Below are 20652 nucleotides of genomic sequence, written 5' to 3' on the forward strand. Positions count from 1 at the left end.
CATGGCCTGCGGCGGGTTCTGGGCCAGTTGCAGCAGCAGGATGCGCTGGACCTCGGCAATGGTGGCGGGGTTGGACTGGGTCGAATGTTCGGAATTGCGCACCACCAGTTCGGACTGCACGTCGGGGATGTGGGCGCTTTCATACGACACCACCCCGTCATCGGCATGGGTCAGGTCGCGCGGGTTACCACAGACGGGAATGATGGAATGGGCCTGCACGTCGGGGGCCATGGGAATGGTGGGCAGCGTGCGCATGAACGCGCTGTGCGGCGACATGGCGTACACGCTGCCCAGACGCAGCACGCGGTTGCTCAGGTGCGTGCTGTCCCCCGCCCCGGTCACGATGTCGCGCGCGGTTTCGGTCACGCGTACCGGCAGGCTGACCATGCTGCCGACAAGGCGCGCAATGGACATGGCCGCAAGATAGCTGCCGTGCTGCGGGGTGGAAATGAACACCACGCGCTGGATTTCGGGCATGGCGGTGGGGAACATCGTCTCATGCACCAGTTCGCGCGTGCTGTCGCTTAGGTGGAAGGAAGACAGCGGCCGCCCCGCCGTGCCGTCCCACAGCCGGTCGCCGGGGTTGATGACCAGCATGCGCGCCAGCAGCCCGCCCTGGCTGTGCCCCACCAGCGTGATATGCCCCAGCGCCGGGTCCGCCTTCATCCCGCCCAGGCTGTCCACCGCCTGCGTGATCGCGTGCCGCAACTGCCATGCCGAATACGGGATGGGGTTGGACGTGGCGTAGGAGAAGAACCAGAAATCGAAATGATCGCGGATGCGCCGGTCTTCCAGCAGGTCATTGACCATCACGGCCCAGCGGTACGGGCTGGACGCGGTGCCGTGTATGAACACCACCGGCATGTTGCCGCGCCGGTGCGGCGTCATGGCGATCAGGCGCGGGCGCGTGCCGTCATAGGTCGTGCCGTCAAAGAAACCGCGATATTCCTTGGTCCACAGCGCCGCGTCCACCAGGCTGAGCGCACGGGCGGCGGTCTGGTCGTATTCGGCGGGCACGCGGGCATGGCCGATGGGGGTGTCCGGGCTTTCATCCATCACCCGCAGCACCAGCCGCCCGGTCAGGTGCGCGCCCAGCACCTGCGCGCGCGGGTTGTCGATTTCCAGCAGCAGGCTGGCGGGCACGCGCAGCTTGTCCGACACGCTGAAGCTGCCGTCATTCGCGACCCCGTCGCCGTTGCCGGTGGGGTCGCCACTGGCCAGGTCGTTGCCGCCATGCGGGGCGGGCGGCGTGGGCACGGCGCGCAGGGCGTCATCATGCGCCGGACCGGTCAGGTCCGCCACGGCGGAAGGCTGGACCAGATGTTTTGCTTCATGCGCGGCCTGTGGCGCGGGCTGTGGCGGCGTGAACGCGGGGTCGGGACGGGCCAGCGCGGTCAGGGCTTCGCCCAGTCCGGGGGTGCGATAGACATTCGGTATGCCGCCAACCCCCAGCGTGGCCGTGGGCTGCAGGCGTTCCAGCAGGCGTCCGTGCCAGCGCAGCTGCGCGGGGTCGGCGCTCAGGACAATATCGCCAAAGGGCAGCGCACGGGTCTGCGCCGTAACGTTGACCGGGGCGGGAAAGGCCGCGGCCAGACCAAGGTTGTACAGGTCGCACGCCTGCCGGAAGCGCCCGTCATACGGGCTGGGACCCCCCGCCTGCCCCGGCTGCAGGAAGGCATAGGCATAGACCGCGGCGGCCAGGAAATCCTGCGCATGGTGGTGGCGCAGGCCCTGCCGGTAACTGAGTTCCGCCAGCGCGAACAGCACGTCGCCCTCGTCATCGCGACCGGCCGCCTGCGTGCGCAGGGTGGCGATGGCACGGTCGGGATCGGCGCGCCATGCGGCCAGCAGCCCATGGCGACGCAGCACGATCATCGTTTCGTCAGCCGGCCTGCCGCCCTGCAGCGCCGTGCGCGTGATGTCACGGTAGCTGTGGACCAGCGACACATGCCGCACCGTAACCGGCCCCGCGCACCCCGCCATCAGCACAAGCGCCAGCACGCCCCCGCCGCGCGCGGCATGGCCCATGCGGACAGGACGGCGTATGCTGCGTGCCGACGCGCGGCGGGCAGCGGTGAAAGTGCGTATCATGCCGCAGGTTAAGCACCAGTTCGCCCCCCACGCAATGCGCTGGCGACGTTCAGGGACAGGGTGAACGGGCCATGACGGATGATCGCCCCCCTGCCCCGGCACGCCGGGCGGAAACCCCGTGGGCATGGCGGGGACTGATATGGAAAACCGGCGTCATGTCGGCAGTCGCTTTCATTGCGGGCATCCTGCCACATGGCTGCGTTTTTCGAAGCAGATATCAGGAAGCATGGCGCGCCCGGAGGCGCATACGGAATGATGCCTGCACGGGAACATTCGGGAAAGACAGGCAGCATGCCAAAAGAGGGAGATACGAATCTGCATGGATTCGATACTGGCAGCGGGCCGGAATCAGTCGATGGGGTTCGGGACCGGAGTGGAAAACCGATCAGGAATTATGTCCCAGGTTGGGCACAAGACGGGAGGCGCGTGCGTGTCTTTAATGTTCCGGGAAGGGAGTTCAGGTTCTATCGGAAGTAAACCTGTGCGATCATGTGCCCTCATGCTGGCGTTCTTTCTCACGTTAGGCCCGGCCCATGCGCGTTCGCCGTCACTCCCGGCTGAAAGCGTGCCTGTTCCCCCGACTTTTGCAGCACTTGAATCTGCCGCGGCGAAGGCGAAGGCCGTGCATTGCGGCACGGATGACTGCAAATCCATGATCCTGCTGGATTATCTTGTCCGCAAGGTCGTGGTCTATGAAGCAGGAGAAGCGAACGGCGTGGCGAGTATCAGGGGAACCGTTCGTCGTGACATCGCAGGCAGGCGGCTCGATTACCATTTCCTGAGCCATCGCGGACTTTACGGGCCGATGTGTGCGTTCAGCATCCGGTATCTGCAGAATATCAAGGCGCCCCAGAAGTTCGGCGATCCGCTTTATGCCGGTTTCGTACCCATGCAGATTTTTCTTGATGCGGTGGATATGGATTTTCGCGATGGCGGGCATTGCGCAGAACAACTCGCACCATTTTTCCTCAATACGAAAGCGGGCCAGCAGGTCCGCCACGATACGTTTGAATTCTGTATCAACGGGTATGAAAATCATCCCCGCCCGGTGGCTGCCTGCAACCTTATCGCGGATGACAAGGTTCCGTCCGACAAGGGAGACCACCAGTAAAGCGAAATATCGGGAATACTTTCTGCCTGGTACTCGATGACTGGTCTGCTTTTTCTCTTTATACACTGAGCCGACCTTCCGCTCCTCCTCCCCTAGAACCGCCTGTCACCCTGACAGAAACGGAACGGGCTGGAACACTCCGCGCATCTCTGGCGTTAACGTGGCGGCTGCTGTCCATAGGTCCGGGCACTGGCTTTTGTATGGACGAAAACCATGTCGAAGCCCGTTCTTGTTGTCGGCGCGGGACCTGTCGGCCTGACCATGGCCGCCGAACTGGCCCGGTATGGCGCGCCCGTCAGGGTTATTGACAGGCTGCCGGCACGTAATACCCGCTCCCGCGCCCTGGCCATCTGGCCCCGGACGCTTGAACTGCTGGACGCGGCGGGCTGCGCGGGGGCGTTCGTGGCCACCGGGCTGCATGCGCAGGCCGTCAGTATCCATGCAGGCCGCAGGACGCTGGCCCGGATCCCGTTCGGGACGATCGCCTCCACCTTCAATTACCTGCTGATGATTCCGCAATCGGGAGCCATATTTCCTTAAAAATTAGTGTTAAATCAGTAGGTTAAGGATTTATCCAAATCTGAACCCACGATTAAACCCATGATAGAACTTGCTCTCCTAAGATACATGCAGAGACACACAGCGCAAGCTGATACTGCTCAAGCATCCGGCTTTTGGGCTTCTACGGCAGGGTCGAAAAACAGGCCGAACCGCTTTTTAATCAAATCACGCGCGAGCAGTCAGCAGCATATGCACTACGCCGTATGACGCTCTCAAAGCCTCAGAAATCGTCATGCGCCCGAATTGTCCATATGGACACAATGCACCGCAGATCATGAAAAGTCGCCAGAGCGTGCAACGACCTTTCACACGCGGCCTTCTGTCAAAATCATGCACCTCATTTCGTCAAAATGACCCGAAAGGACGGAATGAATTTACTCGTCCGTTTTCAGGCCAGACAGGCACCTGAAAGACACCCGATAGATGCCTGACAAACACCGGCCAAAAACCGGCGTTTCAGGTTTTTTTTGATTTCATAAGTTATAGGAGTTTCGTGAGGACGGCCTATTTTTTGATTTCATATAATGAAGTTCCTATAGGCGCGCCGCGCTGCTTGGTCAGACAGCCTCCAGACACCGATAAACGCTCATGCGCGAGATACCCAGGCGGCGGGCAATCTCAGTCGGGTTGATCCCTTCCGCCTTGAGGGCCTGCACCTGGGAGGCTTTTTCCATCGCTGTAGGCCGCCGTCCCTTGTATTTGCCGTCCGCCTTGGCCTTGGCGATCCCCTCACGCTGGCGCTCCAGCATCAGGGAACGCTCAAACTCAGCCACGGCCCCCAGCATGGTCAGCATCAGCTTGCCGGTCGGGGTGGTCGTATCCAGCACCTGCCCGGACATGGACAGGATGACCAGACCGGCCTTATGGGCCTCCACACGCTCAATCAGGGCCAGCAGGTCAGCCGTAGAGCGGGCCAGACGGTCGGGCTTGCAGACCACCAGCGCGTCACCCTCGCGTAGATGGCTGATGGCCGTCTCCAGTTCAGGACGGGCCACCTGCGTTGCGCTCACCTGTTCGGAAAAGACCTGCTCGCATCCATGCGCCTGCAAATCGCGCACCTGCGCCTCAAGCCCTGCGTCCTGATCGACCGTGCTGGTCCGTGCGTAACCGATTTTCATGCGTCGCCTGTCACAATAGGTTCTAAGATGTTCATAACGTAATGTCACAAAACACCAAAAATCAACCCTAATGTGACGGAAAACTGTAACAGCACAAATGTCACTCTGAACCTTGCCCTATTGTGACAGCAGGACACAGCCAGAACCATCACGAGACGCCAAATCAGCACCAAAGTAGCTTCCGCGCGAACGCCTGCGATCTATCTGCCTGATTTCGTCCAGCCCGGACGCTTTGACGCCTTCGCGCGGCTCTATTTTGACGCGTGCGCAATCTCGAGACCTTTCGGGCGACGCATCCACGCTTCCGAGCGTCATCCGCGATTTCGTCCAAACACACCAATCTGACGCGTGACGATTTCTGAGACTTTAAGGGCCCGTCTCCCTAACATCCTGTCGAGCATGCAATGCAAGTCAGGCCGGTGCCCCGTCCGGGGCAACACATCTTGCCAGCCCAGATTTGTTCCAACTCAGCCCTAAACGGCCCGGACAGGCTGTTTCTTTCCTTCGGGCCAAGTCGGGCCATTTGAGGCCGAACAAGACAGAAAACGGATCGGCAAGATGTGTGTGCCTACGTAGGCACAGGGCTTACTCGCGCTCCGCACTCAAGCCATACGAGGTGGCACCAATGCTGCCACCCAATAAAATGCTGCCACCCAATGATGCCACCCCTGCTGCCACCCGTGCCACCTGCTGCCACCCTCACAGATAGCACCCACTCGATGAGCCAGCTTGTTTTCAGATCATCCCAAAATGCCGCAATGCAGCTTCAATGACAGGCCGCTTCTCTGGCGGGCACGGATGTTTCCTCTGGTCTGGATCAATTCGATTATTCGCTTGCCGTCGCGTCTTGCCGTGATCCGATAGAACATGGGCTATCCAGCAGCTTTTTGCTGCAAAGCCCTCTTTTGCCCTGATCCAGTCCTGCACCTGTCTGTAAGTCGCCACAACGCTCTCCTGTTCGGTCGTGTGACCATACCCCATTCCAGTCGGCTAGGGGGATACCCACTCCATGCCTTCAATCTGAGCGAGAGCCGTCAAGGCCCGGTGGGCTTCTGTTTGCGAGACGAAACCACCTCCCTCAAGCATGGATGCCAATGCTCCGGCAGGCGTGTATCTCGGGTCACCCTTCATCCATTCGGCCATACACGCGCCCGTGGTGATAAATGCTGTCTGCCAGGCAGGCGGCCCAATCCAGTCTGCCGCACAATCATCCGGTTGACGCAGCACGATCACATCCCGGACCCTTTGCATGTTGCTGTCATAGTTCCAGCCAATCAGGGCTTTCGCTGCTTCAATCTTCATTATGGTGATCCTGTCCGTTGGCGCCATTTCGCGTCTGACCCGGTAAAAATTGGTCGGGCACGTCGGGCATGTCGGGCACCCCCTTCGAAAACCGCTAAAAACCGCCATTTTTATCTGTCTCTTTCCTGCCCGACATAAGGTTGCCCAGTCGGGCAGGTCGGGCACGCATCCCATTCCTTCCCATCTTCTGCCCGACATGCCCGACTGCCCGAATGTATGTCGGGCAGCTTTTTAGAAACCAGAATGGCGGAAAACTGCGGGGTATAGCGTGCCTGCCCGACGTGCCCGACCTGCCCGACATAAAAAACCATGTTCGGGTGTCGGTCAGGCTTCTTCATCGCCAAGGATCGCTCCCCGGATGACATAGACACGGGGACGGCCTTCGCCGGGGATGGACACCTTGCGGGTCAGGTCACGTCCTTCCTCCGTCACAAGATACCCCGCATCCCTCACAGCCTTGGCAGCACGCACGGCATCCAGCCCCTGACAGACTTCCGTTTTCCACATTTCCGGCAGGATCAGGTATTCCCAGCGGACCTGCCCGCCGGTCTCGGCCTTACGCTTGAACCCCGCGCGGTTGATGGTCCGGCTGTCAGCCAGAACGCCCTCGGCTTCGCTCAGAGGAGTGATACGGGCGATGTTGGTAAAGCGGCTCTCCCCGTGCTTCTCGATGAAGCCCCGGACCTGATCGACTGCCTTCATGTCCTCACTAGCCCCGGCGCTGCCTCGCTCGGCAAGCCACGCTGCAAAGCACGCTCCAGCAGCATTAAACGCCTCGCCCCGCTTCCACGGCAGCACCCCATAGCTGGCCGCCAGTTCCCCCGCCCCGGCAATCAGGGCAAAACGGGCGGCCACGCTCCGCACCTGCCCGTCAGCCTTGGGCGGCACGAAGCGGGATTCAAACTGCCTGCGGATGGCCTTGAGGCGCTTTTCCAGCCCTTCGGCATCATGTGCCCGGTCCTGCACCAGACGCGACAGGAAAGCCCGTGAGGCCGTGCCGTAACAGGTGCGGGCGGCATCACGCAGATGGTCGGCCAGTGCCCCGCCTGACTCCATATCGTGCAGGTTCTCGAACGCACCCATGCCAGCCCCGGCATCTGCGGGAATATTGACCAAGCGCACCTCCTGCCCGGCCATGATCCGCTTGCCTGCCTCGCCCATCTTGGCGGCCAGGGTAATTTCGCCGGTGGACAGGAACAGGACACGCCATGTCTTGCGGGTGCGGGCATTGCCGGTGCGTCCGGCCCGCATCTTGCCGCTGTTGTTCGCCAGCATGTAGGTGATTTCACCCACCTCCCGGCTATCGGCCTGCCCCATTTCATCAAGGATCAGCACGGTATCCGAAGTCTCGGACGCAACACCTTCCAAACCGTTCGCAGTGCCGCGCCATGCCCGTATCTGGCCTTCCCGATCGCCACGCCCCCACACGCTGCCCGCGATATAGGCGGCGGTGGACTTGCCGGACTGGGCCTTGCCGACCAGATGGATGCCGCCGGACTGCTCGCCTACAATGTCCAGCAGTGGCCCGGCAAAGGCTGCGGACAGGAACAGAGCAAGGCGGCTGTTGCCCACGGCATAGGCCGCCACCTTGTGCTGCCATTCCGCCAGCGTGCCCGCCGCGGCGAACTCCTGCCCTGTCGTGGCCCGTGAGGACTGGAACACGACCGACCGCGCCCCGGTGCCGATGGGCAGGCCGCCCGGCAGGATGAAGGTGTGACCATCCGGTGCGGTATGCCACCCGGCACGGTCCACGCACCGCAGGCGGGCCTTGGTGCGGGCGCTGGCGATGAACTGGCGCAGGTAGCGGGTGGCGGAAATGGAGCAGTTCAGCCCGGCATCCTCCAGTTCGCCTGAAATGTCCTTGCCGTCGCCGTGCACCATGCGCTTGGGAATGGCCCATTCATGCTTGCGGTTGTCACGGTCCTGCCAACGGATCATCAGCCCCCAGCCGAAGCCGGTGCCGTCATTGGTCTCGGCCACCACATCGAACGGGGCTGCGATCCAGATGGGCGGTGCGGGCATATCGCCATTGCTGTCAGGCATGAAATGCAGCCCGGCCGGGGTCATGAAATAGCCAGGCGGCATCTGCACATTGGGAGCGGCCATCGGTGCGGCCTCAACCAGCCGGACGGCCCAGCCTGCCGCGCTGGTATCCTCCTGCTCCGCCAGCACGTCCGGCGGCACATCGTCAGCCAGATCCCAGCCCATAGGCAGGCTGGCGGGCACATCCACCTTGCGGACGATCCCGGCCCCGGCTTCACGCAGGTAGCGGATCACGTCATCAGCCCATGCCTGCCCGGCATCATCATTATCCGGCCAGATGGTCACATCCCGTCCGGCAAGGGGTGTCCAGTCATTGTTTGCCGCTGCCTTGCTCCCGCCCTGGGAGGTCATGACAACGTAATCCTTGAACAGCGCAGCCGCCGCGTCTGCCGTCTTTTCCCCTTCCACCAGCAGCACAGGCACGTCAGCGCAGGCGGCAAGCTGCTCCAGCCCATAAAGCGGCAGGGGCTTGGCACCCTGTTTCCAGTGCCAGCCCGTCGCGTCACGGCGGTTGCCACGGTTATCGGTCCAGACCCGGCGGCCGTAGGCCAGGGGCAACACCACTTTGCCACCAGCGCCGTCATCCTTACGGAAACGAGCACACAGCGGCTTGCCCTCGGCATCACGATAGACCCACATGGCCGAAGCGCCGCGCGGCGTCTCCGGTTCGCTGGGGGCCGGTGTGATGGGGTCCCATATCTCGCCTGCCCGGCCGGGGATGGCCTGTTTTTCGGTCTCGGCCAGCGGGGAGAACGCGCTTTCGAGGTCCGGCGTCAGGTTCGTGACGTTGCCGAAGTTATCGACTGACGTTGCAGGCACCGGGGCATGCGGATCGGGCGCGGGATCGGTGTAATCAACGGGCATGTCATTTTCACTCATGCATCACCCCCCAGCCCCAGCATGGCGGCAAGACGGGACGCGGCTTCGCCCTGACGGATATTGAACAGGTAGGCGGCCAGCGATACGGGATCGCCGCCCCGGTCGCCCGTGGCGAAGTCAGACCAGCGGCAGGTATTCATATTCACCTTGAAGGAGCCCGGTTCGCGGTCGCTGCGCCGGGGATTGCGGGCCACCCACTCGTGGCCCTCACGCTTGCCGTCCGGCAGCCACCGGCCCAGCAGGGCGGGTAGCGCCGCCAGTGCGGCACTGTTGATGCGGGCGAAGTCGATGGAGGACTGGCTCATGCATCATCCTCCCGCCCAAGGTGATGGCGCCCCATCTTGATGATGTTGGTGATCTTTTCTTCCGGCGCCATGCCATCTTGCAGAACGCAGCAGGCTTCCGTCAGAGCGAGACTGTAAGCCTCATCGAACCCGGCTGGAGCCATACCGTTCTGTTCAAATGCACCAATGGCACCTTGAGCCATCCAGTGAGGCGCGATCAGGAGCGGTCCCGTATCGGTCTGGACGGTACGCACGTCATCCTGCCACTGCCCTGTGCTGGTCATGTCGAGAAACACGATTTGTGCCTCACTTGGCATGCCGGTTGCGCTAACCAGATCAGTCATGCTGTGCCAAGGCAGAGCAATCACCCCGTTAGGGGCACGATAAAATCGCACAGGACGGCCATTCACCTGCCCGATGTAGAGAGGCTGGATATTCATAGCCGGTCCTCCGCTGCCGCCATTGCTGCGGATACAGAGCGATAAACGACCGGCAAACGCAGACCCGGCATTATCAGGGCAACACGCGGCACACCATCTGGGCTGGCAGCATCGGCCAGGAATATCAGACGAGGCACAGGTGCCCCACCACGGACGCACTTCGGGCGTCCACGCTTGCTAAGGCTTGGCATGATAGTTTTCCTATGTGCCAGCCACGATTTCTATGGACGAACAGCCAGAATAGGCCCTACAAACGAAGTGCATTTCATCGTTTCAGTAGCCTACCGGGTCGCCGGTCCATCTATCGTGGGCTGGCGATTTCCATTTCAGGCATTGTCAGCACTAGACAGCGAAGCGATCCACGCCCCGTAGCTGTCCGCTGTAATTCGTGTTGCCCGTCCGATTTTCACACGCACCAAAGTTCCGGCAGCCATCAGGCGGTTGACCGTGGAACGGCTGGCCCCTGTCTCGCGCATAATATCGTCCACACGCAAAAGAACGCGACGGTGCATATCATCTGTCATTGATGAAAGTTCCTGCAAATCATGGATGTGTCTGCAAGCATCAATGCCACAAATCACAGAAGTAATGTAAGTATTATTTAATTCCATTACTTCTGGTGAGGTTGAGACAGTATCTACACCCTCATGAAGCCGCGACAGTTGCAGCCTTACGGCGGGGTTTTGCGTGCCGTCACCTCGCGCTGATCCACCAGCTTCAACGCCTCTTTCATCAGCGTTTCGCCTTCCCGGATGCGACGGAACCACGCGCTGTCCGACAGCGGTTTTTCGCCAGTTTCGTATTCCAATCGCCGAAAAGCTTCCTGGGCGGTAAAGCCTTGCGCACGATAGGATGCGTACCCGTTGGCAGCGCGTATCTTGGCAAGCGGAGATGAATTGAGACGCCCGGCTGTGGCGAAATCGTTCTTTCCTGGCGCAGTGAATTTCAGCACCCGGGGGACAAGTTCCGCCAGTTTCCCCGGCGGTAGATGGTCCATCACAGTATGCGCCAGAAGCGGATCCGCATGCTCTGAAAACGGGTCCTGTCCGGTAGCAAGCACGGCAAGCCCATACGTCACTTCGAACAGGAAGTCGGCCATTTCTGCTGGCAGAACCACGTCTTCCGCAAAATGAACGCCGTCTCCCTGCTGCTTCTCCATTCGCTTGCGAAAGAACCTCAGGAGCGCAATCCACGCCAAAGGCGCGTTGTCGTCCACCTTCGCGACATACCAATGAAAAATTGTGTCGGTTTTTCTGAAAGCCAGTATTCGATACAGCAGGTGCATACGTTCCTGATCGCGTTCCTGACGTTTTGCCAAATGTCCGCTCCGTCTGGCTATCGGTGAAACGCCCTGATCCGTCAGGACGCAATAAGGCGCACTGTAACGGATTTGAGAACAGGATGAGAACACATTTTGTCATGACAGACAGTCTCCGATTGCGTTGGCATGCCGACCGATCCCCTCAGCCAGCCAGGCCAGTTCCATTCCAGTCTGTTTGTCCCCCTCCGCCATGCGGGCCAGTATCCCGGCCATGACGCTGATTTCCGTGGCGGCAGCCTGTATGGCCGCCAGCCGGTCGGGCGTTGCCAGACTGGGCGGCGCTGTATGCGCTCGCCATGCCCGGTGACAGGACGTGGAGCTGGTTCCCATCGCCTCGCCAACCTCGCGCCATGACAGGCCCTCCTTGCGGAGGTGTTCAATCCGGCGGAGGTCACGGGCGGACCAGAAGCGTGCAGGGCGGCTCATTTCACTTCCTCCTGCCACAGCCGGAAGGCCAGTTGGGACAGACCGCGCGTGACACGGGCAGACAGCCGTGCCAGCGGGATCAGGGCGAGCAAGGCAGCGTTGATAAGGAGGCGCTTCATCTCACATCGCCTCGTCAATGACGGCACAGTGCCGTTCGATTTCTTCGCTGGCCCAAGTGACGGCCAGGCCAAAGGATTGAGCCTGCGCCGGGGTCAGGTCCGACCGGCTGGCAGTAGCGACCCCCTCTCCGGCCCAGCGCATGAGAATGGCGAGGCGTGCAAGCGACCGGCTGGCGTTCTGGACAGCCCGGATTTCCTTGGCTTCAACACGTCGGGTTGTGCTCATTTCGCACACCCCTTCATCGCCAGAATGTCGCGTGCCAGGCTGGCCTCGATCTGGTTGGGGGCCGGATCGAACATCATCACAAGCCGGGCCTTGTCCTGTAGATCGGCAAAGGTCCGGGCGCGTGTGCGGATGGCCTTGCGGTAGGCCACGCCAAAGCGTTGCATCTGTGTTTCCGCGTCGGAGGTGGCAGGTTCCTTCCAGCAGCGGCGATCAGCGCCAAGGGCGGCCATCGTGGCCTTGCGGATGGGGCTGGTCATCGGGCCGCCTCCATCACCTGCACTTTTGCGCCGGTGTGACGCAAAACCTCCGGCTGGGCGAAGCCTGCCAGGGCGAGCATGAGCAGCGCAGGGAAAATCAGCCCGGCTACCAGATGCTCGGATGTGAGTAAGAGGGTTTTCCCTGCTTTGGGGAAAAGGGAGCCGAGTACGCTTGTACCCAGCCGAGAGCATGCCCATGTGTGTCTGGGCGTGCTATAGGCACGATTAGCCATTGCCGAATTCATCCTTCGGTTGATGGTTAGGCCGGGCGCGGGAGCTTCCACCTTCCCGTCCGGCTGCCTTGCCAAAGAGCGCAAGGTCGCTACACTGTCCACAAGTTTTACCCCTTGGTCAACCCAAGATCGACACAGTGTAGCGAAGTTTATATGACCCCAGAACAATGCAGGATGGCCCGAGCGGGTCTTAACCTAGGTGTGCGGGAGTTGGCCGAGCTTGCTCAGGTCTCCACCAACACGATTACCCGCCTTGAGCGTGGGGAAACGCTTTATCCCCGTACGGTCGAAGCCATCCGCGCCGCCCTGGAGGCAGCTGGGGTCGAGTTCATCGCTGAGAATGGTGGTGGGGCTGGGGTGCGGCTGAGGAAGAGCGAATAAGTGGAGGCACCCACAAGCAAAGCTCAATGCGTTGCGCTCCGATTAGGCCCTCTCGACGTTCAGCTTATTAACCGCACATTGCAAACAGACCTGGAACCGGGGGAACTTTACCTCAGTCGGCAGGCCCATTGGCATATCGCCAAGGACCATCCAGAAGACTATGCCATGTGCATGTCCGCCCTTCGACGCGTTGGCCAATCGCCCGGATTGATAGGGCAAGCCCCCAAACATGCAGACAATTTTGAACTTGTGATACGCTTTCGATCAAGCCAGCAAGAAGGCGAATATGTCCTGATTGCCGTAGGGTTGGAACGGGACCGAGACGGGCTTTATCGCGTGAAGACCGCCTACCGTGTGCCAGAACGGACCATTACCATCAGGCGAGCCGCGGGCCGCCTCTGCCTTCCTGTTCGCCCATAAAAAAAGACCGGCGAACCGGTCTTTTTTCTTGTCCGGGCGGGACGCAATCCCCGATCTCTTGGCCTAGCCCTCTTCGCCGCATAAGAGGTGCCAGGTTAGTTACCTGCGGCTAGCAGGTGCGTGAGGTAGCCGTTCTCACCTCACCGGACCCCCCATACATTGCGATCAGAGAGAGATCCGTCAACCCTTCATAGGTCACGAAACATTGCGGTTTTCTTAGCCTCATTGCGGACCTTGGGTGCGTGCCGTTAAAAGCCTGACACTTCGGCAGCAGACGCCACGCACACCCACCCGAGGCGATATAGAGTATCGCGTTTACAACCTCGCGCATATCCGCCGTGCGAGGCCGTCCGCCCCGTTTCGCCGGAGACACGAACGGCATAATCAAAGCCCACTCGGCATCCGTCATATCCGATGGATATCGCAATCCCTCCCGGCTATGTTCGTGTCGGGCAATACCAGTCCATGCCACCATTCACTCCATCTCTTCGCAAAGACGGATGAATCACAACATGCTGGTATTGTTCAAAAACTTTCGGATCAGGCTCTTATGTTTATAAATGAAAATTGACATATAACTGCATAATCCTGTATGCGTTTTTATATTTAAATAAGTATTATTTAAGAGTCCCAGTTGGGAGCAAGCATCTCTCTCAATTTAATTCTCAAAATAGCCTGAGAACTAGATAATTCTTCACTAATTTTTAGGACACTATTCCAGCCACACTCTATTTCCTGATACGCTTTCTCTTCAGCTCTTTCTTTGAGTTCGGCAGCACTATATCCTAGCTCATTAGGCATCGCCCATTTATTAGCAAGAAATTCTACCCAATCATGATCGGATGAAGGTGGGTTGGAAATCTGCCCCGACATTGTTGAAAAGCCCAACCAGCCTGGCTCCCATTCTGTATACGGAGCAGGCGCTAACTCACCAATTTCAATTGCTTGATCCACGGCCACCTTTCCAGCGTAATATACTGCCATTAGATCGATAGCTTCATCAGGTGTTGATGGTTGTCCACAGTCTCCTAAATCAGCAAATCCTGCGACATCAGGATAAAGACATTCACCTTGACCTTGATATATTTGCGTCGACAATAATTTTGGAGCTACAACTCCATGTATACGCCACAATGCAACTGCATGACCAGCCTCATGAATATTTGTCCGTTTTTTATTGTATTCTATCATGATAAATTATATCCCATAATTAATTATTTAATAAATATTTATTAAATTCTTTTGCATTTTTCTATCCTTGCCCACAGACCATACTCCATAGATTACTCAATGTTTTCCGCTTATCGAACAGATCACCCCTCCGATAAGCGGCTTCAACCTTATCCCCGATAGCGTGCGCTAGAGCCATCTCAGCCACCTCTCGGGGATAGTCGGTTTCCTCCGCTGCCCAGTCCCGGAAGGTAGATCGCAGGCCATGCACGGTCACATCCTTTGTGCCGGCCGCCAGATGCAAAGCCTTGGACAGCGCCACGTCTGACAGCGGCTTGCCTGCTTTCTGGCCAGGAAACACAAAATCCCCATGCGCTGGATCTCGAAGCGACAGGACGGCCTGCAGGATAGACACGACGCCATCGCTCAAGGGCACGCGATGCTCCTTCCCTGCCTTCATCCGTTCGGCCGGAATGGTCCAGATCTTGGCTTTCAGATCAATCTCCGACCAGATGGCTCCCCTCACCTCACCGGAGCGTGCCGCTGTCAGACATAGGAACCGGACGGCCTTGGCAGCGATGCCCTGAGACTCTGCCAGCTTGGTCATCACCCTCGCTATATCCTTCCGATCGATCGCGGCGTGATGCTCGACCTTCGCTACGGCGGAGGGCTTGGGCAAGACGTTCGCCAGATGGCCGCGCCAGCTAGCCGGGTTCGCGCCATCCCGCCAACCATGCACTTTTGCATAGTTCAGGATGTTCTCGATCAGCCATCGGGCCCGACTGGCGGTTTCCGGCTTGGTGGTCCAGATCGGCCGAAGGACCGACAGAACATCATCCGTCTCCACTTCGTCCACGGCTTTGTCGCCAATGACCGGGCATATGTGGATGCGGAGTATGCCTTGCCGGAGGGGAGCTGCTCGGGCGCTGCGCCAGTTGGGAGCCTTCTCGACCATGAACCTCTCCGCTACCTGGACGAATGTCAGGCCACTTTCCTTTTTCCGTTCGGCTTGCTCCTGCCGACGCACCTCGAGAGGATCAATCCCATCCGCTACCTGCTTGCGCGCGGCGGCGGCGCGCTCCCGGGCCTCAGCCAGACTGATCGTGCGAGTCGAGCCAATCCCCATTTCCCGCGCCTTGCCGGTTACCGGACTGGTGTAGCGGACCGACCACGCCCGTGTGTTGCCCTTGACGGTCAGCCACAGATTCCCTCCGTCCGCGAAAACCCCATCCTTGAGGGACGAGACGGCACGGACTGTCAAACGGTTATGGCTGATACGGGGCACGGCGAAACCTGTGGTCTGGGGTTTGGAAATCGAATCGGATCAACAGACCCATGATACCAAACCCACGATCAGACCCATGATAAAAACGGCCATCGTGGGACACGTTCAGACACGTCAGGAAACAGGTCGTAAATTATATGTATTTGAAACAGTAGGTTATTGACGCTTTCAGACGCCCACAGACACTTAGGTTAGGCTCATACTTCGGAAACCGAGCGATTGCTGGAAGACCATCTCGGCACGTCTGGCGGCGCTGTCGAACGCGGGACGGAACTGACGGATTTTGTTGACGGCCCGGATGGCGTTTCCTGCACGCTGACCCATGCCGGGGGCGGGAAAGAGCGGGTGGAGGCGGCATGGCTGATCGGTTGCGATGGCGCGCATTCCTTTGTCCGCCGTAGGCTGGGCCAAGTTTTTGCCGGGGACACGCTGCCCATGGGTTTCGTCATTGCCGACGCGCATGTGGCGGGCCTGCCCGTCCCGCCCGACGAACCGGCGATTTTCTGGCATCCCGACGGGGCTGTCATGTTCTTTCCGATATCGCGCGACCACCATCGCATCATAGCCGATCTGGGTCCGGTTCCGTTGCATATGCCGGATCTGGGGGAAATGCAGCGGATTGTCGACCGGCGCGGACCGGGCGGCATTACCCTGTCCGATCCGGCGTGGCTGTCGGATTTCGGGGTGAATGAACGCATTGTCCGGCATTACCGCACGGGCCACGTGTTCCTGGCCGGTGATGCGGCGCATGTCCATAGTCCCGCCGGTGGCCAGGGCATGAATACCGGCATGCAGGATGCCTTCAACCTGGCGTGGAAACTGGCCGTTGTCATGCGGGGGGAAGCCGCGCCGTCCCTGCCTGACAGCTACGGTATCGAACGCAGCGGCGTGGCGCGGCGGATATTGTCGGATTCCGGCCACATGACGCGGATTGTCCTGCTGGAAAACCATCTGGCGCAGCGGGCGCGCAACCTTGTCGTACAGCAGGGTTTCCGCATTCCGGCCATCCGCCGCGCCGTGGCCGGCAGGCTGTCGGGAATCAGGATCGGCTATCCTGACAGCCAGCTCAATGCCGGTTCGGCCGGCGGGCTGCATGGCCCGGCACCGGGGCAGAGACTGGTTTTACGACAGGGCCGCGCAGCAGGCGGCCCGCCCCGCCTTGTCCTTGCGGCGCGGGACAGCGCCGAAGCGCGGGCCATCATCGCGCATCATCCGTCGTTGCTTGCCGCCACGGCATGCCCGCCGCCGGATGAAAACGGCATCTGGCTGGTGCGGCCCGATGGCTATGTCGCCGCTGTCGCGCGGAATGGGAACGGGTCGGTCATCACGGCCGCCCTGGACAGGATGACATCGCAAGGATCATGAAAGATTTCGGGTGAAGCCTGTTTTTGGAAAGCTTCAGGGATTGCCTGAAAAAGAAAGTCATATAACCAATTGAAATAATAAAAGTTTTTGGTGAAGCTTTTTTCAAAAAGCTTCAAAGAACGCCACCTTTTTGAAAAAAGGCGGCACCCAAAAACTTTTATTATTTTTTATCAATGACTGGTTCTCAAACAGCCTCCCAGGAAATCTGGAAAAGGCGACCTGCTATCATCCCTGACCGCCCCATGCCGTGACAGGATCAGGGACAGCGGTTCTACGCCTACAGTTTCAACGTGTTCCGCAACGTCGCCACCGCTTCCGACGGGCGACCGGTCAGGCTGTCACCGATTATGCCGGGAACCTGGCAGGTGCGGTTGAACCATGTCTTTTTCGAATTACGGACATCAGGGTTGGCCCGCAGCGCCATGCCGATCATCACGGTCTCAAGTTCGTCGATCTCGCGGCCGGACTGCTGGGACGCCTTGCAAAAGTTGCCCCTGACGGGTTCAACCTTTGCGATCAGGTGGATTGCCGGATGCCCGCGCTTGAGCTCGCTTGCATCGACATAATGGCCAAGCTTGTGGTCCTGGAAGATCTCGCCCCGGAAACCGGCTTTTGCATTTGTCTTTCCGACATACCAGGGCGTGAACGTGTTACCATGACAGGTGGAGAACACGTATATGCCAATGGCGCGGGGAAGGCCCGGGACCATGTCCTGCATTTCGTCCCAGAACGCCCGCAGGGCCTCGGTACTCGCCTCGCTCTGAACCCGTGGCGACCAGAACGGGCCATGCACCTCATACCGCATCACGTTATCCCTGCCAGCTATTGATGATCCACTACCCCTCCCCCGACGTTGCCGCCCCGGGAAGGCATCGCAGCCTGAAACGGCCCTGTCACCGTTCACGATAGTCCAGGACAAAACATAAGAAAATCATGGCTTCTGGCCGGACAGGTATGCATCAGCGGGCTGCTTCTGCCACGGCCCCGGCATGACGGGGGGCGTGTCGCCGGATGAACTGGCCTGCGCGGCCTTGCGCTGAAATGCCCCGGCTGTACGGCGGGCAATGGCCTCCCCATGGCGGTCATGTTAGCGTGGGCGCGTGGATACGCCCTTCACCTGTGCCAATGACCGTTACCGCACCGACACCCGGCAGGGCTGCCCCCATGGCGCGGGGCAGGCACGGGGCAGCGTACTGCCCGCGCCGCTGGTGACGCGGCATGATACGGGCGATACGCTGTGGCTGGAATACGTGGCGGGCGGACCGGGCACGGTGTACTGGCTGATGTGGTACGACGCCACGGGCCGCCCGCGCGTGAGATACAGCGCGGTGATGGATCATCCCAACCTGTGCATCATGCTGCGCGCGCTGGGCCATGGGCACGCCCTGCCCCCGCCGCCTGCGTCCTGACCCGTGCCGGGCGCACCCGCGCTGGCCCCGGCGCGCGTTTGCTGATACCTGATGGCGATGACTACCCATGCAACACGGCAGGCAGGACGGACAGGTTCCATGACATATCGCTTTCCCTTCATGCGGCATCTGGCACGGGGCGTGGTCCTTGGCGGCATCATGCTGCAGGGCGCGTGCGCGGCGGGTCATCATGCCCCGGCGCATGCATCGCGCGCCGGCATGGCCAATCCCGCCTCGGTCTACTGCCAGCAGCGCGGCGGGACGCTGGAAATGCGCCCTTCGCCACAGGGCGTGACCGGCTGGTGCCACCTGCCCGATGGCACGGTGATGGAGGAATGGGCGCTGTTCCGCCGGGACCATGCCACCGCCGCGCCGTGACATGCGGCCCGCATGCATGACCGGGACGACGGCCCTGCGCCACATGGTGCTGGCGGCGCTGCTGAGTCTTTGTGCGTGTGACGATGCGCTCATGGCCCGGCGCACGCCCCCGCCTGCGGACTGCGCGCGCCGGGGCGGGACATGGCAGGTGAATGATGACCGGCATGCCGGCCTGTGCCGCCTGCCGCCCGGCGGGAAGGTTGCGGGGTGGACGATTGTGCCGCGCGGCCATTAAACCGTCATCTTGTGCCCTGATCTTTCCAAACTGATGCCCTACTGGCCGCGTTGCATGCCGTTATGAGACAGTCTGATCTTTCCTCCGTCCTTTCCGTCCTGCGCATTGCGCTGCGGCAGGGGACAATCATCGCAGGCGTGGTGGCGACCGTCCCCCTGCCCGCCGTGGCGTCGGCGCGGCCATGGGGACCGGCATGGGGGCCGCCCCATCACCGGCACTACATGCGCCGTTATCCACCACCCCCGCCGCCGCCACCACCGCCCCCGCCCATGCGGATGGGCCGGTTTTACGGGCCGCCACCGCCGCCCCCACCCCCCATGATGCCGCCGCCACCCATGTGGTAGGATGCAACTTCCACGGGGGTACGCCGTTTTTCCCCCCGGAACAGATGGAGGATAACGTGCCAGCCGTGCCCATGACCCGCCTGCCCCGTATCAGGGCTGCCTGCCGCCTGCTGCCCCTCATGCTGGGGCTTGCGCTGCCTCTGACCGCCTGCACCCATGGCAAATTCGGGGAAGATTTCTGCATTTCATGCGCGGGTGAAGCCCATGCCGACGCAGGCGCACCCGCCACGGATACGACAGGCGGCCGGAAGGGTGGCCCCGGCGCATCCGCGCAGGCGGCGCCCAGCCAGGGACCGGCGGCCACGGGCACGTCGCACATGTAATGGCGTGGGGCGGATGGTCCACTTCCCCACAGGGGACGGCCCGCCGGGGGTCACGGCAATGTGTCCGTGGCGGCCATGACGGCGGCAAACCCATACCGCCGGACCACGTTTGCCCCATACCACCCCATTGGAAAACAGACAGGAGGACAGACAATGCGGCAATCCGTTTTCTGCGCCCTCCCGATCGTGACAGGGTTGGGAATGGCACTACCGGCGAATGCATATTCCGCCGATCCCGGCACACCGCAGCAGGTCGCGGCGTGCAAGGTCGATGCCCTGCGGCTGTGTCCGCTGGACATACCGGATACAAGACTGGTCGAAGCCTGCATGCAACGCCGGATTGCCGATCTTTCACCTGCATGCCGGGACACCGTGCAGGGTAAATGACGCCGTCCCGCAAACTCCGGGGGCATGCCGTGGCACAGGCCCGGCCGCCCCGCCGACGTTCGGAGGCTCACATGAAAATCGCACGAAACCTTACCGGAAACATTTCCGACATGACCACCGCCATCGGTGATTTCCTGACCGGCGCGCAGGGCGACCGTTCGGGGGCGCTGTCGGTACTGAACGACATCCTTGGTCCCCTGCCCGCCCCGGATGAGCCAAGCATGCTGGAACATCGCGCGCAGGAACAGGGCATGCTGCCGCTGATCCGCACATGGCAGGAACGTGACAACACGTCGGTCGCGGATGAAAGCACCATCCATGCCCTGTTCAAGCCAGCGGAACTGCAACGCTTTTCCAGCCAGACCGGCCTGTCGGAACGCGCGGCGATGAATATCCTGCGTGATCTCCTGCCTTCGGCCATCCGCCACCGCGCCATCAATGCCCGTGCGGGCTGGCAGCAGCAGCAGATGGCCCGCACGGATGCCACCACCGGACAGCAGGTGGCTGGCGAATAACAAGCAAACCACGATAACGGCGGCGGCCC

General features: G+C 60.8%; 25 protein-coding genes and 2 pseudogenes. 10 read left to right on the plus strand and 17 right to left on the minus strand.

Features of this window, described 5'->3' with window-relative positions:
• Positions 1 to 2091, minus strand: a 2091-nt coding sequence (locus GEU01_RS22340) for an esterase/lipase family protein (protein WP_408734716.1), incomplete at its 3' end; no start/stop codon positions are given.
• A 49-nt stretch (positions 2092 to 2140) separates the two neighbouring features.
• On the minus strand, positions 2141 to 2266 hold the full coding sequence (locus tag GEU01_RS27255; protein WP_265000827.1) for a hypothetical protein: 126 nt from the start codon (positions 2264 to 2266) through the stop codon (positions 2141 to 2143).
• A 144-nt stretch (positions 2267 to 2410) separates the two neighbouring features.
• On the opposite strand from GEU01_RS27255, the gene GEU01_RS26680 reads away from it, so the two are divergent.
• Positions 2411 to 3202 (plus strand): hypothetical protein, encoded by a 792-nt coding sequence (locus tag GEU01_RS26680; RefSeq protein WP_232272414.1) that lies wholly within the window; start codon positions 2411 to 2413, stop codon positions 3200 to 3202.
• A gap of 213 nt (positions 3203 to 3415) precedes the next feature.
• A complete protein-coding gene (locus tag GEU01_RS05770; RefSeq protein WP_019085301.1) occupies positions 3416 to 3742 on the plus strand; it encodes an FAD-dependent oxidoreductase in 327 nt (108 codons plus the stop codon).
• A gap of 578 nt (positions 3743 to 4320) precedes the next feature.
• Here GEU01_RS05770 and GEU01_RS05775 read toward each other — a convergent pair.
• The 11 genes from GEU01_RS05775 to GEU01_RS05820 form a co-directional block, all read right to left on the minus strand.
• Positions 4321 to 4881 carry a recombinase family protein gene (locus tag GEU01_RS05775; protein WP_019085302.1) on the minus strand — a complete coding sequence of 187 codons (561 nt, stop codon included), beginning with the start codon at positions 4879 to 4881 and terminating at the stop codon, positions 4321 to 4323.
• A gap of 990 nt (positions 4882 to 5871) precedes the next feature.
• On the minus strand, positions 5872 to 6183 hold the full coding sequence (locus GEU01_RS05780; protein ID WP_019085303.1) for a hypothetical protein: 312 nt from the start codon (positions 6181 to 6183) through the stop codon (positions 5872 to 5874).
• A 324-nt stretch (positions 6184 to 6507) separates the two neighbouring features.
• On the minus strand, positions 6508 to 9105 hold the full coding sequence (locus GEU01_RS05785) for a DUF927 domain-containing protein (RefSeq protein ID WP_019085304.1): 2598 nt from the start codon (positions 9103 to 9105) through the stop codon (positions 6508 to 6510).
• On the minus strand, positions 9102 to 9410 hold the full coding sequence (locus GEU01_RS05790) for a hypothetical protein (protein WP_019085305.1): 309 nt from the start codon (positions 9408 to 9410) through the stop codon (positions 9102 to 9104). The genes GEU01_RS05785 and GEU01_RS05790 overlap by 4 nt, the downstream gene beginning before the upstream one ends.
• Positions 9407 to 9829 (minus strand): hypothetical protein, encoded by a 423-nt coding sequence (locus GEU01_RS22345; RefSeq protein ID WP_019085306.1) that lies wholly within the window; start codon positions 9827 to 9829, stop codon positions 9407 to 9409. Before GEU01_RS22345 ends, GEU01_RS05790 begins: the two co-directional genes overlap by 4 nt.
• 326 nt (positions 9830 to 10155) lie before the next feature.
• Positions 10156 to 10440 (minus strand): helix-turn-helix transcriptional regulator, encoded by a 285-nt coding sequence (locus GEU01_RS22350; RefSeq protein WP_232272416.1) that lies wholly within the window; start codon positions 10438 to 10440, stop codon positions 10156 to 10158.
• Positions 10441 to 10499: 59 nt separating this feature from the next.
• A complete protein-coding gene (locus tag GEU01_RS05800) occupies positions 10500 to 11147 on the minus strand; it encodes a hypothetical protein (protein WP_157212816.1) in 648 nt (215 codons plus the stop codon).
• A gap of 99 nt (positions 11148 to 11246) precedes the next feature.
• Positions 11247 to 11576 (minus strand): hypothetical protein, encoded by a 330-nt coding sequence (locus GEU01_RS05805; RefSeq protein ID WP_019085309.1) that lies wholly within the window; start codon positions 11574 to 11576, stop codon positions 11247 to 11249.
• Positions 11573 to 11695 (minus strand): hypothetical protein, encoded by a 123-nt coding sequence (locus GEU01_RS27260; RefSeq protein WP_019085310.1) that lies wholly within the window; start codon positions 11693 to 11695, stop codon positions 11573 to 11575. Before GEU01_RS27260 ends, GEU01_RS05805 begins: the two co-directional genes overlap by 4 nt.
• A 1-nt stretch (position 11696) precedes the next feature.
• On the minus strand, positions 11697 to 11921 hold the full coding sequence (locus GEU01_RS05815) for a hypothetical protein (protein WP_019085311.1): 225 nt from the start codon (positions 11919 to 11921) through the stop codon (positions 11697 to 11699).
• A complete protein-coding gene (locus tag GEU01_RS05820; RefSeq protein WP_019085312.1) occupies positions 11918 to 12178 on the minus strand; it encodes a hypothetical protein in 261 nt (86 codons plus the stop codon). The genes GEU01_RS05815 and GEU01_RS05820 overlap by 4 nt, the downstream gene beginning before the upstream one ends.
• A 407-nt stretch (positions 12179 to 12585) precedes the next feature.
• On the opposite strand from GEU01_RS05820, the gene GEU01_RS05830 reads away from it, so the two are divergent.
• A complete protein-coding gene (locus GEU01_RS05830; RefSeq protein ID WP_026018537.1) occupies positions 12586 to 12792 on the plus strand; it encodes a helix-turn-helix domain-containing protein in 207 nt (68 codons plus the stop codon).
• A gap of 679 nt (positions 12793 to 13471) precedes the next feature.
• Here the strand turns inward: GEU01_RS05830 and GEU01_RS24190 are convergent.
• From GEU01_RS24190 to GEU01_RS05840, 3 genes and pseudogenes are all read right to left on the minus strand, one after another.
• Positions 13472 to 13687, minus strand: a pseudogene (locus GEU01_RS24190) (transposase); the annotation flags it as partial.
• A gap of 146 nt (positions 13688 to 13833) precedes the next feature.
• Positions 13834 to 14403: a hypothetical protein gene (locus GEU01_RS25640; RefSeq protein WP_157212817.1), complete on the minus strand. Its 570-nt coding sequence runs from the start codon at positions 14401 to 14403 to the stop codon at positions 13834 to 13836.
• Between the two features lie 61 nt (positions 14404 to 14464).
• Positions 14465 to 15667 (minus strand): tyrosine-type recombinase/integrase, encoded by a 1203-nt coding sequence (locus GEU01_RS05840; protein ID WP_026018538.1) that lies wholly within the window; start codon positions 15665 to 15667, stop codon positions 14465 to 14467.
• 216 nt (positions 15668 to 15883) lie between these two features.
• Here GEU01_RS05840 and GEU01_RS22355 point away from each other — a divergent pair.
• Positions 15884 to 17032: pseudogene (locus GEU01_RS22355) on the plus strand (FAD-dependent monooxygenase); the annotation flags it as partial.
• Between the two features lie 277 nt (positions 17033 to 17309).
• On the opposite strand, the gene GEU01_RS05850 reads toward GEU01_RS22355, so the two are convergent.
• Positions 17310 to 17837, minus strand: a complete 528-nt coding sequence (locus GEU01_RS05850; protein ID WP_019085318.1) for a hypothetical protein — start codon at positions 17835 to 17837, stop codon at positions 17310 to 17312.
• A 295-nt stretch (positions 17838 to 18132) separates the two neighbouring features.
• On the opposite strand from GEU01_RS05850, the gene GEU01_RS05855 reads away from it, so the two are divergent.
• The 6 genes from GEU01_RS05855 to GEU01_RS05880 all read left to right on the plus strand — a co-directional run bounded on the left by GEU01_RS05855 (position 18133) and on the right by GEU01_RS05880 (position 20623).
• A complete protein-coding gene (locus GEU01_RS05855; protein ID WP_010508335.1) occupies positions 18133 to 18441 on the plus strand; it encodes a hypothetical protein in 309 nt (102 codons plus the stop codon).
• 99 nt (positions 18442 to 18540) lie between these two features.
• Positions 18541 to 18819: a putative hemolysin gene (locus GEU01_RS05860; RefSeq protein ID WP_019085319.1), complete on the plus strand. Its 279-nt coding sequence runs from the start codon at positions 18541 to 18543 to the stop codon at positions 18817 to 18819.
• A gap of 16 nt (positions 18820 to 18835) precedes the next feature.
• Positions 18836 to 19054, plus strand: a complete 219-nt coding sequence (locus tag GEU01_RS05865) for a hypothetical protein (protein WP_232272417.1) — start codon at positions 18836 to 18838, stop codon at positions 19052 to 19054.
• Between the two features lie 193 nt (positions 19055 to 19247).
• Positions 19248 to 19721 carry a hypothetical protein gene (locus tag GEU01_RS26685; protein WP_019085321.1) on the plus strand — a complete coding sequence of 158 codons (474 nt, stop codon included), beginning with the start codon at positions 19248 to 19250 and terminating at the stop codon, positions 19719 to 19721.
• A 153-nt stretch (positions 19722 to 19874) separates the two neighbouring features.
• Positions 19875 to 20108, plus strand: coding sequence for a hypothetical protein (locus GEU01_RS22360; RefSeq protein WP_010508329.1), 234 nt, complete (start codon positions 19875 to 19877; stop codon positions 20106 to 20108).
• A gap of 110 nt (positions 20109 to 20218) precedes the next feature.
• Positions 20219 to 20623, plus strand: a complete 405-nt coding sequence (locus tag GEU01_RS05880; RefSeq protein WP_231289865.1) for a hypothetical protein — start codon at positions 20219 to 20221, stop codon at positions 20621 to 20623.
• Positions 20624 to 20652 lie beyond the last annotated feature (29 nt).

The sequence above is a fragment of the Komagataeibacter europaeus LMG 18890 genome, assembly GCF_000285295.1.
GTDB classification, from domain to species: Bacteria; Pseudomonadota; Alphaproteobacteria; order Acetobacterales; family Acetobacteraceae; genus Komagataeibacter; species Komagataeibacter europaeus.

Bases quoted from the DNA above. Each gene is read 5' to 3' on its own strand.
- GEU01_RS27255 (WP_265000827.1), bottom strand. From the start codon at position 2,266: ATGAAAGCGACTGCCGACATGACGCCGGTTTTCCATATCAGTCCCCGC.
- GEU01_RS26680 (WP_232272414.1), top strand. From the start codon at position 2,411: ATGGATTCGATACTGGCAGCGGGCCGGAATCAGTCGATGGGGTTCGGG.
- GEU01_RS05770 (WP_019085301.1), top strand. From the start codon at position 3,416: ATGTCGAAGCCCGTTCTTGTTGTCGGCGCGGGACCTGTCGGCCTGACC.
- GEU01_RS05775 (WP_019085302.1), bottom strand. From the start codon at position 4,881: ATGAAAATCGGTTACGCACGGACCAGCACGGTCGATCAGGACGCAGGG.
- GEU01_RS05780 (WP_019085303.1), bottom strand. From the start codon at position 6,183: ATGAAGATTGAAGCAGCGAAAGCCCTGATTGGCTGGAACTATGACAGC.
- GEU01_RS05785 (WP_019085304.1), bottom strand. From the start codon at position 9,105: ATGAGTGAAAATGACATGCCCGTTGATTACACCGATCCCGCGCCCGAT.
- GEU01_RS05790 (WP_019085305.1), bottom strand. From the start codon at position 9,410: ATGAGCCAGTCCTCCATCGACTTCGCCCGCATCAACAGTGCCGCACTG.
- GEU01_RS22345 (WP_019085306.1), bottom strand. From the start codon at position 9,829: ATGAATATCCAGCCTCTCTACATCGGGCAGGTGAATGGCCGTCCTGTG.
- GEU01_RS22350 (WP_232272416.1), bottom strand. From the start codon at position 10,440: ATGGAATTAAATAATACTTACATTACTTCTGTGATTTGTGGCATTGAT.
- GEU01_RS05805 (WP_019085309.1), bottom strand. From the start codon at position 11,576: ATGAGCCGCCCTGCACGCTTCTGGTCCGCCCGTGACCTCCGCCGGATT.
- GEU01_RS27260 (WP_019085310.1), bottom strand. From the start codon at position 11,695: ATGAAGCGCCTCCTTATCAACGCTGCCTTGCTCGCCCTGATCCCGCTG.
- GEU01_RS05815 (WP_019085311.1), bottom strand. From the start codon at position 11,921: ATGAGCACAACCCGACGTGTTGAAGCCAAGGAAATCCGGGCTGTCCAG.
- GEU01_RS05820 (WP_019085312.1), bottom strand. From the start codon at position 12,178: ATGACCAGCCCCATCCGCAAGGCCACGATGGCCGCCCTTGGCGCTGAT.
- GEU01_RS05830 (WP_026018537.1), top strand. From the start codon at position 12,586: ATGGCCCGAGCGGGTCTTAACCTAGGTGTGCGGGAGTTGGCCGAGCTT.
- GEU01_RS25640 (WP_157212817.1), bottom strand. From the start codon at position 14,403: ATGATAGAATACAATAAAAAACGGACAAATATTCATGAGGCTGGTCAT.
- GEU01_RS05850 (WP_019085318.1), bottom strand. From the start codon at position 17,837: ATGCGGTATGAGGTGCATGGCCCGTTCTGGTCGCCACGGGTTCAGAGC.
- GEU01_RS05860 (WP_019085319.1), top strand. From the start codon at position 18,541: ATGACATATCGCTTTCCCTTCATGCGGCATCTGGCACGGGGCGTGGTC.
- GEU01_RS05865 (WP_232272417.1), top strand. From the start codon at position 18,836: ATGACCGGGACGACGGCCCTGCGCCACATGGTGCTGGCGGCGCTGCTG.
- GEU01_RS26685 (WP_019085321.1), top strand. From the start codon at position 19,248: ATGGGGGCCGCCCCATCACCGGCACTACATGCGCCGTTATCCACCACC.
- GEU01_RS22360 (WP_010508329.1), top strand. From the start codon at position 19,875: ATGCGGCAATCCGTTTTCTGCGCCCTCCCGATCGTGACAGGGTTGGGA.
- GEU01_RS05880 (WP_231289865.1), top strand. From the start codon at position 20,219: ATGACCACCGCCATCGGTGATTTCCTGACCGGCGCGCAGGGCGACCGT.